Source organism: Nostoc sp. KVJ3 (genome assembly GCF_026127265.1).
In the GTDB taxonomy this organism is placed as follows: domain Bacteria; phylum Cyanobacteriota; class Cyanobacteriia; order Cyanobacteriales; family Nostocaceae; genus Nostoc.
On the sequence record NZ_WWFG01000001.1, the window covers coordinates 310,309 to 323,670 of the forward strand.

Annotated in this window: 20 protein-coding genes; 6 read left to right on the top strand and 14 right to left on the bottom strand. The window is 39.2% G+C overall.

What is annotated here, in order from left to right; translation table 11 throughout:
- Positions 1-105: 105 nt before the first annotated feature.
- Positions 106-903: a dienelactone hydrolase family protein gene (locus GTQ43_RS01310; protein WP_265269981.1), complete on the bottom strand. Its 798-nt coding sequence runs from the start codon at positions 901-903 to the stop codon at positions 106-108.
- A gap of 132 nt (positions 904-1,035) precedes the next feature.
- Here GTQ43_RS01310 and GTQ43_RS01315 point away from each other — a divergent pair, with 132 nt between their 5' ends.
- Complete coding sequence (locus GTQ43_RS01315; protein WP_265269983.1) at positions 1,036-1,605, top strand: Uma2 family endonuclease; 570 nt, start codon at positions 1,036-1,038, stop codon at positions 1,603-1,605.
- 75 nt (positions 1,606-1,680) lie between these two features.
- Here the strand turns inward: GTQ43_RS01315 and GTQ43_RS01320 are convergent, their stop codons facing one another.
- The 5 genes from GTQ43_RS01320 to GTQ43_RS01340 form a co-directional block, all read right to left on the bottom strand.
- Positions 1,681-1,872 (bottom strand): hypothetical protein, encoded by a 192-nt coding sequence (locus tag GTQ43_RS01320; protein WP_265269985.1) that lies wholly within the window; start codon positions 1,870-1,872, stop codon positions 1,681-1,683.
- 19 nt (positions 1,873-1,891) lie between these two features.
- On the bottom strand, positions 1,892-2,530 hold the full coding sequence (locus GTQ43_RS01325) for a histidine phosphatase family protein (RefSeq protein WP_265269987.1): 639 nt from the start codon (positions 2,528-2,530) through the stop codon (positions 1,892-1,894).
- Positions 2,531-2,601: 71 nt separating this feature from the next.
- Positions 2,602-3,081, bottom strand: a complete 480-nt coding sequence (locus GTQ43_RS01330; RefSeq protein WP_265269988.1) for a hydrogenase maturation protease — start codon at positions 3,079-3,081, stop codon at positions 2,602-2,604.
- A 149-nt stretch (positions 3,082-3,230) separates the two neighbouring features.
- Positions 3,231-3,500 (bottom strand): hypothetical protein, encoded by a 270-nt coding sequence (locus GTQ43_RS01335; RefSeq protein ID WP_265269990.1) that lies wholly within the window; start codon positions 3,498-3,500, stop codon positions 3,231-3,233.
- Positions 3,497-3,727, bottom strand: a complete 231-nt coding sequence (locus tag GTQ43_RS01340) for a hypothetical protein (RefSeq protein WP_265269992.1) — start codon at positions 3,725-3,727, stop codon at positions 3,497-3,499. Before GTQ43_RS01340 ends, GTQ43_RS01335 begins: the two co-directional genes overlap by 4 nt.
- Positions 3,728-3,888: 161 nt before the next feature.
- Here GTQ43_RS01340 and GTQ43_RS01345 point away from each other — a divergent pair, with 161 nt between their 5' ends.
- Positions 3,889-4,182 carry a hypothetical protein gene (locus GTQ43_RS01345; protein ID WP_265269994.1) on the top strand — a complete coding sequence of 98 codons (294 nt, stop codon included), beginning with the start codon at positions 3,889-3,891 and terminating at the stop codon, positions 4,180-4,182.
- Positions 4,182-4,442, top strand: coding sequence for a type II toxin-antitoxin system RelE family toxin (locus GTQ43_RS01350; RefSeq protein WP_265269995.1), 261 nt, complete (start codon positions 4,182-4,184; stop codon positions 4,440-4,442). Before GTQ43_RS01345 ends, GTQ43_RS01350 begins: the two co-directional genes overlap by 1 nt.
- 58 nt (positions 4,443-4,500) lie before the next feature.
- Here the strand turns inward: GTQ43_RS01350 and uvrB are convergent, their stop codons facing one another.
- Positions 4,501-6,498 carry an excinuclease ABC subunit UvrB gene (gene uvrB, locus GTQ43_RS01355; protein WP_265269997.1) on the bottom strand — a complete coding sequence of 666 codons (1,998 nt, stop codon included), beginning with the start codon at positions 6,496-6,498 and terminating at the stop codon, positions 4,501-4,503.
- 253 nt (positions 6,499-6,751) lie between these two features.
- Here uvrB and GTQ43_RS01360 point away from each other — a divergent pair, with 253 nt between their 5' ends.
- Both GTQ43_RS01360 and GTQ43_RS01365 read left to right on the top strand, forming a co-directional pair.
- Positions 6,752-7,216 carry a hypothetical protein gene (locus GTQ43_RS01360; RefSeq protein WP_265269999.1) on the top strand — a complete coding sequence of 155 codons (465 nt, stop codon included), beginning with the start codon at positions 6,752-6,754 and terminating at the stop codon, positions 7,214-7,216.
- 347 nt (positions 7,217-7,563) lie between these two features.
- Positions 7,564-7,746: a CsbD family protein gene (locus tag GTQ43_RS01365; protein ID WP_265270000.1), complete on the top strand. Its 183-nt coding sequence runs from the start codon at positions 7,564-7,566 to the stop codon at positions 7,744-7,746.
- 191 nt (positions 7,747-7,937) lie between these two features.
- On the opposite strand, the gene GTQ43_RS01370 is transcribed toward GTQ43_RS01365, so the two are convergent.
- Genes GTQ43_RS01370 through GTQ43_RS01380 form a run of 3 tightly spaced genes read right to left on the bottom strand, consistent with a single transcriptional unit; the run spans position 7,938 to position 10,068 of the window.
- Positions 7,938-8,312 (bottom strand): hypothetical protein, encoded by a 375-nt coding sequence (locus GTQ43_RS01370; RefSeq protein ID WP_265270002.1) that lies wholly within the window; start codon positions 8,310-8,312, stop codon positions 7,938-7,940.
- A gap of 18 nt (positions 8,313-8,330) precedes the next feature.
- Entirely contained in the window at positions 8,331-9,617 is a 1,287-nt protein-coding gene (locus GTQ43_RS01375) for a nitroreductase family protein (RefSeq protein ID WP_265270004.1), read from the bottom strand.
- Positions 9,592-10,068, bottom strand: a complete 477-nt coding sequence (locus GTQ43_RS01380) for an ankyrin repeat domain-containing protein (RefSeq protein ID WP_265270006.1) — start codon at positions 10,066-10,068, stop codon at positions 9,592-9,594. The genes GTQ43_RS01375 and GTQ43_RS01380 overlap by 26 nt, the downstream gene beginning before the upstream one ends.
- A 664-nt stretch (positions 10,069-10,732) precedes the next feature.
- Here GTQ43_RS01380 and GTQ43_RS01385 point away from each other — a divergent pair.
- Positions 10,733-10,942: a TOBE domain-containing protein gene (locus GTQ43_RS01385; RefSeq protein ID WP_265270008.1), complete on the top strand. Its 210-nt coding sequence runs from the start codon at positions 10,733-10,735 to the stop codon at positions 10,940-10,942.
- Positions 10,943-11,261: 319 nt separating this feature from the next.
- Here GTQ43_RS01385 and GTQ43_RS01390 read toward each other — a convergent pair whose 3' ends face one another.
- The 4 genes from GTQ43_RS01390 to GTQ43_RS01405 all read right to left on the bottom strand — a co-directional run bounded on the left by GTQ43_RS01390 (position 11,262) and on the right by GTQ43_RS01405 (position 13,356).
- Positions 11,262-11,513: a FeoA family protein gene (locus GTQ43_RS01390; protein WP_265270009.1), complete on the bottom strand. Its 252-nt coding sequence runs from the start codon at positions 11,511-11,513 to the stop codon at positions 11,262-11,264.
- A 104-nt stretch (positions 11,514-11,617) separates the two neighbouring features.
- Positions 11,618-11,917 (bottom strand): 2Fe-2S iron-sulfur cluster-binding protein, encoded by a 300-nt coding sequence (locus GTQ43_RS01395; RefSeq protein ID WP_094339973.1) that lies wholly within the window; start codon positions 11,915-11,917, stop codon positions 11,618-11,620.
- Positions 11,918-12,126: 209 nt separating this feature from the next.
- Positions 12,127-12,498 carry a HesB/IscA family protein gene (locus GTQ43_RS01400; protein ID WP_094339971.1) on the bottom strand — a complete coding sequence of 124 codons (372 nt, stop codon included), beginning with the start codon at positions 12,496-12,498 and terminating at the stop codon, positions 12,127-12,129.
- A 54-nt stretch (positions 12,499-12,552) separates the two neighbouring features.
- Entirely contained in the window at positions 12,553-13,356 is an 804-nt protein-coding gene (locus GTQ43_RS01405; RefSeq protein ID WP_265270012.1) for a HesA/MoeB/ThiF family protein, read from the bottom strand.
- Positions 13,357-13,362: the final 6 nt, after the last annotated feature.

Sequence of the window (13,362 nt, forward strand, 5' to 3'; positions counted from 1 at the left end):
TTAAGGCTTTGTAGTATTAATTTTAGGTTCGTAGAGGCGTTGTAATACAACGTCTCTACAAATATTTTGGGATTTAACTGAACCGTATTGGATCAAAAAATAACTTCATAAGTTATTTTGAAAAAGTTCTAGAACATTTTGCCAAGCATCAGGAGCCGCTTCGGGATTATAACTTGGGTTCTGGGTTATGAATGGATATTGGTCTTTGAAGAATCCGGCGAAGAAACCGTGTCCTGCATCGTATCTAAATACACAATGATTTATGTTATACTTACTTAATTCTGCCTCGATTTGCTCGGCTTCCTCTTGCGAAATGAATGCATCTCTTGTACCAAAAAACGCATAAATAGTACCTTTAATTTCCGAGGTACGATTGATTGTTGGGGTGTCTTCGCCATAACTAGAAGTAGTAATTCCAGCACCGTAAAACGAAGCTGTTGCTTTGATATCTGGTAAAGTTGCAGCTATATAAGCAACATGACCACCGAAACAGAAACCAATGACCCCGATTCCATTATCTTTAACATTGGGTAAAGTTTTGAGGTAAGTAATAGCAGCTTGAATATCGCTTAAAATTTCGTGATACTTAACTTGTTGATAATATTCCAAACCCAGCCGATATGATTCTGGGCTAAAGCCAGCATCTTCTGGACTAAAGTCAGCCTCAAAACCGGGAGCAATACGTTGATACATAGCCGGAGCTATTGCTACATATCCTTGTTTGGCTATTAGTTCAGTAATATCTCGAATATTACGATTGATTCCAAAAATTTCTGGAAAAACGATAACCGCCCCAAAGGTTCCATTTTGTGCTGGTTGAGCTAAGTAAGCATCAATTTCTAAGCCATTGTTGGGTACTTTGACTTTTGTAGTATTAATTTCGATGTTTGTTGTTTTTAGCATCTTTGTTTCGGCTGATTTTATACCAACTCATGTATTCTGACTGTTTTTGACACAGATATGACATCACCTCACAACCAAATCTGTGACAAAATAGTTTTGTTGTCTTATAGCTAATGCGATCGCTTACCACCTATGATTTCTACTATCTCGCGCCGCTACAGCTTGGATGAATATCGCGCGATCGAAGAAAAAGCCGAAGGACGCAGCGAATATCGAGATGGAGAAATTGTACCTATGGCCGGAGGAACGCTCAAACATAGCCGCATCGGTCGGAACATTCTCACCTATTTTAGTACTGTGATGCGCGATACTCAATTCGAGCCAATTAACAGTGATTTACGGCTGTGGATTCCCGAATATCGACGTGGGGTATATCCAGACGTAATGATTTTTGACGGCGAACCGCAACTAAATGGCGATCGTTTAGATGAAGTCTTGAATCCCACGCTGATTGTTGAAGTTCTATCTCCTTCCACCACAGATTACGACCGACTCAGTAAATTTCGGATGTATCGCTCAATTGGAAGTTTTAGCGAGTATTTATTAGTCGAGCAAGATGAACCTTTTGTGGAACGCTATAGTAAACAGGCTCAAGGTTGGTTGCTCAGTGAATTTAGCGGCTTGGAGCGTTCTATTTCTTTGGATTCAGTTAGTATTGAATTGGCGATGGCAGAAATTTATCGCAGCGTTGTTTTTGAGTAAAATAGCTCTGGCTTTTTGCAAAAATGCACCTTATGGGAGGGATGCGATCGCACTCCTAATTATCTAAATTTTTTACTAAGACAAAATAATTGGAGTCAAGTGTTGCTCAATTTCTTGGATGTAGTCTGTTAAGCCTGTATGAACACCTCTTTCACGTAGAATTTTCAAACTCGTATCTTCCCAACACTGCTGTTCGCGAAATACACTGAGCCAGAAAGTTAGGAAGAACAAGGGAAAAATAATAACTCCTAACTCCTGTACAGACAAATATTTTTCGCGTCTCCCCTCACGTCCCCGGTAAATTACGCAACCGCTTATCTAAATGATTACGGTCTGCCAAAACCTTTAACAACGGCCCATGTGAGGTAAATTCTACAATACTGACCGAAGCCACAGGGCAGCCCAAACGAAAACGGAAGCGTCCCACATCAATCCCCAAGAAACTACACAGAAGAATTCTGATGGTTGCCTTGTGTGAAACAACTAAAACATTACCACTCGTGTAATTTTGCTTGATTTCTTCAATTACCTGCAAGGCGCGAGAAGCAATTGTAACAGCCATTTCTCCGCCAGTTGGAGCATTCCAAGCTGGGTCTGCTGACCAGCGAATATAATCATCGTGATATTCACTACTAATTACTTCTGGGGTTTTTCCTTCCCATTTACCATAGTTTATTTCCTTTAAACCATCTCTAAGTTGTGGTTCTATATTGATTGCTGCACATAAGGGTTTTGCTGTCAATACAGTTCGCCGCATTGGACTACAAAATATTGCTGTCCAATCCATAGAACTATATGCGTCTGCAAAAGCCTTTGCCATCTCCAAACCTTCTGGGGTAAGTTCTGAGTCTATGGAACCACAAAAGGAATTATTGCGACTGCATTCTGTTTGTCCGTGACGGAGAAAATAAAGAGTTAGGCTCATAGTATATTTTCATCGATTTCATCGATTTTAAATTTACAGCAGAATTCAAGTCTTTGAACCACATTTTTCTTTCATAAGGGCACAACTTTATTTTGGCTGATGAGTGTAGCTACTTCTTCAAAAACTAAATCGGCAGAATGTTTGATAGCAGGACTTAATTCTAGTCCCAAGGCAAGATTTGCAGCCTCAATTAAATAAACTGTGACATCTTCGGGAAAGTCATTTTGAAAGATTTTCCGTCCGGCGGCTAAAGCATTATCCCAGCGAAAATCATGCAAGTTATAACTAGGTTCTGGTAAAGCTTCCAGTTCTTTTCCTGGAACTTTAAACACAGCACCCGGTTCAGAACCTGTTGAACTTGCATCAATAATTACTAATTGTTTACTACCTCTAGCTTGAAACATTACTTCCATCCCTGCGGTGCCACAGTCATAAACCTGCACATGAGGATAAGGGTTTTCAGCTAGATATTTTTGTAAGCGTTGGGCAATGATTACGCCTACTGCGTCGTCACTGCGATTGAGATTTCCGCAACCAATAATAGTTAGCATTCAACACATTGAGCTTGATAAACAGCAAGACCAAAAAGTGCGTAAACGTCTCGAATTTGTTCGTTTTCGTTTGAGTGTTCCATTCGCTTCTTTATATTAGCTTCCTGCCAATCCGCGCACAATAACACAACTATGTTAGGCTGCTGGTGCTACAACCTCTGAAGCAACTCGTCATACTCTGCATGTGCGCCAATCCAGAACCAGTAAATGTGATCATCCTGCAACAAGCCAAGAACGCGGTAGTCTAAACTAATACGAGCCGAATAGATTGGTTGGCGCTGGCTAACTCGTTTGAACTGAAGACTATTGTGGTAAGGATCTGAACCCCAAAGAGTATAGGCTTTGGCAGCTTGTTGTTGAACTGATGCAGGAAGTTCATTAAGTTTCTTGCGAAATACCTTCGTAACACTTGACTTCATTGCTCAGAGGGAAAAACGTCAGCTAGAGGAGTGATGTCGCCAGCAGTAATTTCTTGCCTTACCATATCAGCTAGACGATCCCACTGAGCATCGGTTGTAGATTCAAACTGAGCCTTCCATACCCGCTCATCCTCCATCTCGGCAAGGAGACGAGTAGCGATCGCATCCTGTTCAGCAACAGGTAGAGTTTTCAGTTGGGCGATCGCACGCTCAAGTAACTCAGTCATGGCTACCACACTCTTATAACGTAAATGGCATCTTACCCATTATCGCTTCTTGGTGATATTCTTGAACATTAATTAGGCGAATATTGGTCAGCATAGGATTCACGTTAACGTCCTAGCATTTTATCCCGCAGATGTTTAATGCGATGTGCAAGTGGTTTGTTATGCCGTCGAGATCGCCGCAACATGTCACAATAGGAGGTAAAACAGTAAGAGTAGTTCTCACTAACCATCATTACCCTATGCAAGTCAAAGATATGACCATCGAAGAACTCAAGCTTCTGATTCAAGAAACTGTTGCCGAAACGATTCAATCTCTATTGGTCGATCCCGATGAAGGCAAACAAATAAAGCCAGAAGTGAAACAGCAACTACTCGACTCCCTACAACGTACTCAATCTGGAGAACGTGGAATCCCTGCTGAGGAAGTAGCAAAAAACTTGGGATTATCCTGGTAATGAGCTACAATATCGAATTTAAATCAGAGGCGAATATCGGGTTTGAAACTCTCACCTCAACTATTCAAGAGCGCATCCTGCGTAAAGTTTGCTGGTTGTCTGAGAACTTTGAGGACTTAACCCCTCAAGCTTTGAGTTCTGATTTAAGCGGTTTGTTCAAACTCAGAATTGGGGACTACCGAGTTATTTATTCCTTTGATACTGAAGCACAACTCATTACAATTCATCAAGTTGGGCATCGCCGTGATATTTACAATTAACAATCGGTCATCAGTTTCGCCTCAATCACACTCCAATTGAAGACTCAGTGGATTCACGTTAACGTCCCAACATTTTATCCCGCAGATGTTTAATGCGATCGCGCAATTTACCCGCCTCTTCAAATTCCAGTTTCTTCGCCGCTTCTTTCATCTGCGCTTCTAATAGAGTAATCAACCCTGGAATCTGTTCTAATGGCAGTTCATCTATATGTTCATCGACTACTTTCAAGTCAGTGGCATTTAACCGCCGAGATACATCTAAAAAAGCCAAAATCGCATTACTTGATTTTTTGACAATCGGTTGCGGTATAATTCCATGCAGTCGATTATGTGCTGTTTGAATCCCACGCCGCCTGTCTGTTTCATCAATGGCTTTAATCATGCTACCTGTCATATTATCGGCATATAAAATCGCTTGTCCTTGGACGTGACGAGCGGCTCTACCAATAGTTTGAATTAAAGAACGCTCGGTTCGCAAGAAACCTTCTTTATCTGCATCCATAATTGCTACTAAGGAAACTTCGGGTAAATCTAAACCTTCCCGCAGCAAGTTCACACCAACTAATACATCAAATTTTCCCTCGCGCAAATTCTGCAAAATCTCAATGCGCTCAATAGAAGTAATCTCGGAATGTAAATACCGTACCCTGATACTGCGGTCTTGCAAATATTCGGTTAAATCTTCCGCCATGCGCTTGGTTAATGTGGTAATTAATACTCGTTCATGGCGATCGGCTCTATCTTTAATTTCGCCTAACAAATCATCAATTTGTCCTTCTGTAGGACGCACAGAAATTTCTGGATCGACCACCCCAGTGGGTCGAATAACTTGCTCAATTACATGGTCTTCTGAAACTTCTATTTCCCAATTTCCGGGAGTTGCAGAAACAAAAATACACTGATTCACCTTTTGCCAAAATTCTTCTGCTTTCAAAGGACGGTTATCAGCAGCGCTAGGAAGCCGAAATCCATGTTCAATTAAAACTTTTTTTCTCGCTTGATCGCCGTTATACATCCCCCGAATTTGTGGCACTGTCACGTGAGATTCATCGATAACTAATAGCCAATCTTTGGGAAAATAATCAATTAAACATTCTGGTGATTCTCCAGCTTGTCTTCCTGCTAAGTGACGGGAATAGTTTTCAACGCCGTTGCAATAACCTACTTCGCGCAGCATTTCTAAGTCATAGCGTGTACGTTGATCTATGCGTTGCGCTTCTAATAATTTGCCAGCTTGTTCTAAGTCTAGTTTTTGCTGTTTTAACTCGGCTGCAATGTCATGACAAGCTCCTTCTAAGCGTTCTTCTGGCGTGACAAAGTGACGTGCGGGGTAAACATTCACCGCTTCCAAACTTTTGAGAATTTCACCTGTCACCGGATCGATATAGCGAATCGCGTCAATTTCATCGCCAAAGAATTCTACGCGAATAATTCGGTCTTCATAAGCTGGGCCAATTTCTAAGACATCACCTCGGACGCGAAACTTGCCTCGCCCCATTTCGATGTCGTTGCGGCTGTATTGAACATTTGCTAAATCCCGTAAAATTTGGCGTTGATTTACTTCCATACCTATCTGAAGGGGGATGGCAGCTTTGAGATATTCTGATGGCATTCCTAAACCGTAGATGCAACTGATGGAAGCAACGACAATGACATCACGGCGTTCAAACAGCGATCGCGTCGCTGAATGCCGCAACATATCTATTTCATCATTAATTGCCGCCGTTTTTTCAATATAAGTATCCGTAACGGGAATATAGGCTTCTGGCTGATAGTAATCGTAGTAGCTAACGAAATACTCAACTGCATTGTTGGGAAAGAAATCTCGCAGTTCGTTACAAAGCTGTGCAGCCAGGGTTTTATTATGCGCCAGAACTAAAGTAGGCTTGCCAATTTTCTCAATAACTGCTGCTACCGAAAATGTCTTACCAGTTCCAGTAGCTCCTAGTAAAGTTTGGTAACGGTTGCCTGATTGGATACTAGCAGTTAATTGTGCGATCGCTTGTGGTTGATCGCCTGTGGGACTAAAGGGAGCTTGAAGACAAAATTCTGTCATACAGTTTTGCTGGAAATACCCTATCTCATGGTGACGATTCCGCCCTGTATTCATTGTAGCTGGCTTATTAGACCAAATAAATAGTAATAATTATTTACAAAAATAAATGCTTTAAATTTACTTATGTATCTGTTTTAAAGATTCTTATATCTATATGAGGTTTTTTAAGGTTAAACTCTAAGGTATATGGAAAAAAATTTCATCTTTCCTTAATTATTGTAAAATTCAATTAACAAACCAGAGGTGTTCGTTTATGGCTATTAGTAGCGCTGGCAAAGCAATCGGTTCTCGGCAAAACAATGCCAAGTCTCCAGGGGAAAGTACAGAGCAAGTTGAAAATCAACAAGACCAGAGCTTGAATGCTGATAAAGTCGAGGAAGTTAGTGAACTGCCAGTGGGAGCATCTGGGACACTTGCTATTTCTGGAATTCGTCCCATAGGCGCTAGCGACTTAGAAGTTGCTGAACACCTCTCAATTGCTGGGGTGCGTCCCGTTAGCACCAGTACCTTGGAAGTAGTGGAAACCTATAACTCAATGGGTATTCGTCCAATTGGTGCTAATACATTCCAAGTTGTTGAAAGTATCAACCTCTCTGGGATTCGTCCAATTGCCTCAAGTGCATTGATAATTTCTGAAAGTTATTCAACATTTGGTAATCGTCCGATAGCATCAAATGAGATTGATAATTCTGAAAGCCTGATGGGTTTTCTAGATTAGACAAAAATATCCCCGTAAATTTATTAACCCAGTTTCTCTACGAAACTGGGTTTTTTAGTTAAAGAGTCAAAAATAGAAATTACAATGTTTGCACTTTTTCTATGTCTTTTAGCATAGGTAATTAAACTGTTCATACTTTAATTTATATTCAGACAACAGTCAGGATGCTTACTACAATTGGTTTTCTTGATTTTTAATTTTTAATTTTTAATTTTTAATTATTTAATATGCCTTGTGGTGGAGGGCTTGAGGAAAAATCTTAAGCTACTGTGTAAAAGTGACAGCAAAAGACTTCAAAGTTATAAACAAACTTTGAAAAAGATATTTAATTACATCAGGAGTACAAAATGAGTATTGAAGATCGCGCAAAGGCAGCTGCTAAAAATGTTGAAGGTAAAGCCCAAGAAGCATTAGGAAATATCACTGGAGATCCAGAAGATAAAGCTAAAGGCAAAGCAAAGCAAGCTGAAAGCGAAGTCCGTCATGGCATTGAAGACGTGAAAGATAACGTCAAGAAAAGTATTGACTAACAATTCATAATTTTTTTGCAGAAACTCTAGGAATACAAATGGTGTGGATTCCATTTTTGCAAAATAATATTAGTTGTTTGAGAACCAAGCTAAACTATTTTCATATTCCCTAAGTTAAGTGGTTAGATATAGAATATTAGCTTGGTTAACATAATTATTGTAGAGACGTAATTAATCGCGTCTCTATTTTCTTATGCCCAATCCCGATAAACAGAAAGTTCATCTACCCTCATTTCAAAAGGTACACCTTGACTCTCTGGCGGACAAACACGAATTTTAGCACTGCTAACAATTCCATGTAGCAATGTCCCCATTGGCACAATTTTTTGCAGAACACGCCAATTAGTAACTTGATCGGGACATTCAATTACCAATGTTAGAGCATTGGCATCGGTTGTAACATACCACCGACAATTAGATAGAAGATTTTGAATAGTGCGATCGCAAGCTTCATAAAAGTATCTACTAATAGAATCCTCTAGTTGCTGTCGCAGTATAATATCTGCCGAGGTCGGTTGTATAGGATGTGAGTCATCACTATTAAAGTAATACATATTTCTAGCCATCTCTCTCTAGCTTCCTGCTTATATTCCAATCACCATTCCATAAAGTACATCTTTATTTGTTTCTAATAATTCCTTGGTTTCATCATCATAATAAGCACCTATTCCACTACACTGAATCCCCAAATAATTACTAGTTAAATAAAGTCTTTGTCCGAGAAAACCAGCTATTTGCATAGCAGCTTGATAGTTTAAATAATCTGACACAAAAAATAAAGTTACAGCGCTATCTTTAGCAATAGCCTGATTAATACATAAGTAACCCGTCTTCTCACTAAAATTACCCGTTTTAACCAGATACGTACCTTTATATAACCCAGGTGTCATTCCCTCTACTCGATGCACCACTGAGTAAATTTCTATTTCCTCATAGTTTTCTGTCGGTATTGACTTCTCAAGTTGCTGCACTATATATAAATAGTCTTCTTGAGAAATAGACTCTTTCCGGAAACGTCTAATAGAACGTCTATCCCAAACAACTTGATAAAATTTATCCTTGTTAAAGTCAAATTGAGAATACTCTAATTTCTGCTGGCGACTCTTTTGTAGAGTAGTTGCTTGATAGGCATCTTCAATAAATTGATTGGATTCAAAATAATCAGTACCGGAAACAAAAGGAACTTTCAGCCTTAAGCGTCTAATTTTTTTGTCTTGTATTTCTCCTGACATCGCACAAGCAGTAATAAACTCTTTATTCTCAAATCCCAAATCTGAATTGAGAGTGAGTTTATCAAAGTCAAAAATTAGTTGTATATCTCGGTTGTGGAGAAAAGCTGAAGCTGCAACTGCACCTAAATGATGTCCGCTATCTAAGAAGCAATATCTGATGCTTCTATTTTGATATTTCCAGCTAGACCTATAATAAACACAACTAATAAAAAAGATGAATCCGTTGATACATTTACCCGGTATAATATAACTCTCTAAACCATCATCAATTAATTCATAGATGAGAGTTAGACAATTATTCTCAACTTCTAGATGATATATACCATCTACCATTCCCTCAACACTGCGAACCTGTACGTAAACTTCTGTAGGATACAAAGCGCCTGCTGATGGATTCACTCGTAGTTTATAAGGGCCATCTTTATACATTTTCTCCAGAGTTATCGCACTGGTTAATGAAATAAAAGAATGAACAGGATTATTGAGATTTAATTTCACTCTTCGATAAAATTTTGGATAAACTTTATATGAAGATGGTTGTGTTGAGGCATCTACATAATTTGGATCGAGTTGTACAGATAAGTAAGAATGTTTAGTCGCTTCATGATAAGCTTTACCTGATATCTGACTTGATGGCATTTTTAAGTATCCTTAAAACTTCTACATTGCTGGCGAAATCTATCGCTTTATAGTCGTCTAAATTTTTCAAATATAAGTTAGGATGATGCTGTAAAAGTAACTTGACGACTTCTGTCTTTCCGGCTGAAGCTGCGTACATTAAAACAGTTGCACCGTTATCATTTTGGTTATCAATGTTAATATTGACAGCCAGTAGTAAATTAATTAAATCGTAGTGATTACCAAAACAAGCAAACCACAAAGCATTGTTGCGATCGCTATTTCGAGCATTGATATCCACACCTGCATCAATTAGTTCTTTGACGACTGCATAAACTCCTTCTCTTGTAGCTTTCATCAAAGCTGTATCGCCATTTTCCCCTGGTTGATTCAAATCCCCAGGACTATAGCTTTTTCCTATTAGCCATTGGATTGTTTCTTTACTCAGTTCCTGTCTGTTTAACTCACTCATAATTATTCTTTAAACGTCACACTATTAAGTATTCCCTAATCAATTTTATGCTTGGAAAACTTAATGGCGGGCATTACCCACCATTTTTTAAATGCTATACAAGTAGCTAAAGTCTAGTAATTTACCAAAATAAGTTCTCTAGGTATTCAAAAGTTTGGTAAAACAAAAAAATCTTTTACCCACTCCCTACTCCTCGCCTTCACCTAGTAATTTAATTTTGGGTTACTTGAGTACTAAGTTAACTAGCAACAATTTAGCTTAGTTATATATTATCACCCTGATAAGTTTGAATTATGAATCATTTATAAAGATCCCCAAATATATCTAAGATAAATATTTAAATACAATTAAAATGCAGTATTTCTTACAATGTTATTTCAAAATCTAGACTAATAGCAAATAGACTTTTTGCGTAAATAGTCAGTCACTACTACACTATTGCGTAAGTTTGCTTAGTTTTGATAATTTGTTCAAGCCTATAGTTTTATCTCGCTCAAATTTGATGTCATGTTTCTATTGAATCTTGTGTTTAATAAAATAGAGATATGACGCTGAGTTTTACTTTGATACCCCTGAAAGTTATTAAGAAATCTCAAATAATTTCCTTTTTCAAGCCAAATTTGCTAGTTTGTTTAGGTATAAATAAGTAAAGCACAAACGAAACATGGAAATTAGCGCTCGTAATTCTCTCAAAGGTACTGTCAAGAAAGTTGTGCCTGGTACAGTTAATACTGAGGTAACTTTAGAAATTGCACCAGGAGTAGAGTTAGTGTCAATAATCACAAAATCATCAGCAGAAAAGCTGGGACTTGCAGAAGGCAAACAGGCTTATGCCGTTATTAAATCATCAGATGTCATAGTTGCTGTTGAGTAAAAAATAGGCAAGTTGCCTTTTCTTACAAGCGGCTCTATCTCTAATACCAAATTGTATTCATGTCCATAAAAAGACTTGCACAAAAAGGTAATTTAGGGGCAATTTATGAATTGCCCCTACATTGTGTACTTGATGCGTAATACCAATTCTGTATGAAGATGCACATAATAAGTCCCCCAACACATCGGGGGGTAAATATATGCAGCTTCACAAAGAAATGGTATAAGTCGTAGTTGTAATGAATTCTTGCTTTGTAAACTCTTAATTACGAAGTAAAAATTATCTGGACAAGAAAATATTCTTATAAATATTAATTAATTTAATTATCAACGATACGGACATAAATAGCGCGGACACTTTCTATATCTAGCGTTAAAAATGTGTTTCCTGTTTTTATAAAAAATAATGGAAAGTGTTGTTCTAAAGTAATAGTGGCTCCTGGTATTACCCCTATTGATATCAGTTTTTTTAAGATGGTTTCGTCTTTACTTTTACAGAAGGTGACGATTCCTCGCTCTCCTGTTCTCAATAATTCTAATGAACAGCCAGATACATTAAAGGGAGTAAACATTTTAATTCTAAATTAGGAATTATGAAGGGAAGAATGAAGCATATTTTCATCCTTCATCCTTCATATTTTATTTGGTTGTCAAAGGTAGCAACCCAGGTAATATTTTAGACAAGATATGCTTCTTGATGAGTCTTAATTGTGCAATTAGAACGAGGATAAGTTACACAAAGTAGAGCGTATCCTTTAGAAACCTGATCGTCATCCAGGAAGTTTTGATCTTCTTGATTAACTTCACCTTCAACAACCTTGCCTACACAGCTAGAGCAAGAACCTGCATGACAAGAAAAAGGCAACTCAATACCGTTTTCTTCTGCTGCTTCTAAAATGGTAGTCTCTTCATCAACTTCAATTGTTGTATCGATGTCTTCTTTTTTGTTGATTAATCTAACTTGGTAGGAAGCCATTTTTCGATTCTCCTCAAACGTTATACAGTTGGTTTAATTTCCGAAGTTTTTGAGCAACCTATCCTACTTTTTGCTCCCCTCTTTCTTACGGAGATGCAAAGTTTAGTTGGCTTCTCTATAGAGGTAAAGGATGCAAAGCGAACGAGAAGCTACCTCAAGGCAAGGCGATCGAGCCTCTACAATCAGACTTGGCGGCTAACGGAATGATGTTAGCTGCAAGGTACACCAGTAGGCGTACCGTCATCTGTTTTGAAGGACTTTCCACAACCGCAGGTATCAGTTGCGTTGGGGTTGATGAATTTAAAACCGCTTTCCATCACTCCCTCAACGAAGTCAACGATAACTCCGTCTAATAACGGCGCACTTTTGGCATCAACGTAAACTACCACTTTGCCTTGGTGACTTACCAAATCATCTGGTTGGGGCTTGCTGGTGATATCAATTGCATATTCATAGCCACTGCAACCACCATCTTTTACCGAGATGCGGACACCTTTAGTTGCGCCATTAGCATCGGGTGCTGAACCTTTGAGGAATGCCCGCAGATGAAATTCTGCTTTTTCTGATAAGATTACGGCCATCAGTTCTCCTGATTTGTAGCGATTGGTTGTTCTGATTTCAGGTGGGGATGAAAATTAACTATTTTGTGCAATCCCTGTAGGTTCCATCGAATTGGCTTGCGCGTGTCTCCAAGGCGCACTATTACCGCATACTGGACAAGAGCGATCGCGGTGAGAACGGCGTTTAGCAAATTCCATTCGATTTAGGTCGATTGTCAGCAATTGCGATAACAGAGGCTGACTAAACCCGGTGATCAACTTGATAGCTTCCAGTGCTGTTAGACAAGCTAATGTCCCAGAAACAGCGCCCATAACAGAAAAGCCGCGCTGATCCCAATCAGGCTTCTCTGGAAACAGACAAGATAAACAAGGAGTCACACCAGGGATAATTGTCGTCAGGTAAGCCTCCATCCCATTCATTGCGGCTTCCACCATTGGCTTACGCGATCGCACACAGGCTTCATTTAACAAATTGCGCTCTGTAAAGTTGTGGGCGCAATCAAGAGCCATATCAGCAGATTGCACTAACGAATCTACATTTTCCGGGGTGATGTAATCATGAACAGCTTCCACTTGGACATCAGGATTAATCGCATCCAGAGTTTCTTTAGCTTTGAATACCCTTGGCTTACCTACCCAATCATCAGTCATAAGAACCTGACGATTCATATCATCTAGCCGCAAGTCACCACCCCGGACTAAGATTAGCCGCCCAACGCCCGCTACTGCTAAGTAAAGCGCCGCCGTACCGCCTAATCCTCCCACACCTGTAACCAAAACCGTCGCTGACTTTAGGCGTTTCTGTGCTGTTTCGCCAAAGTTCGGAAGCATCATTTGGCGACGATAGCGTTCTAATTCGGTAGGCGTTAGGTTAACCAATTTATA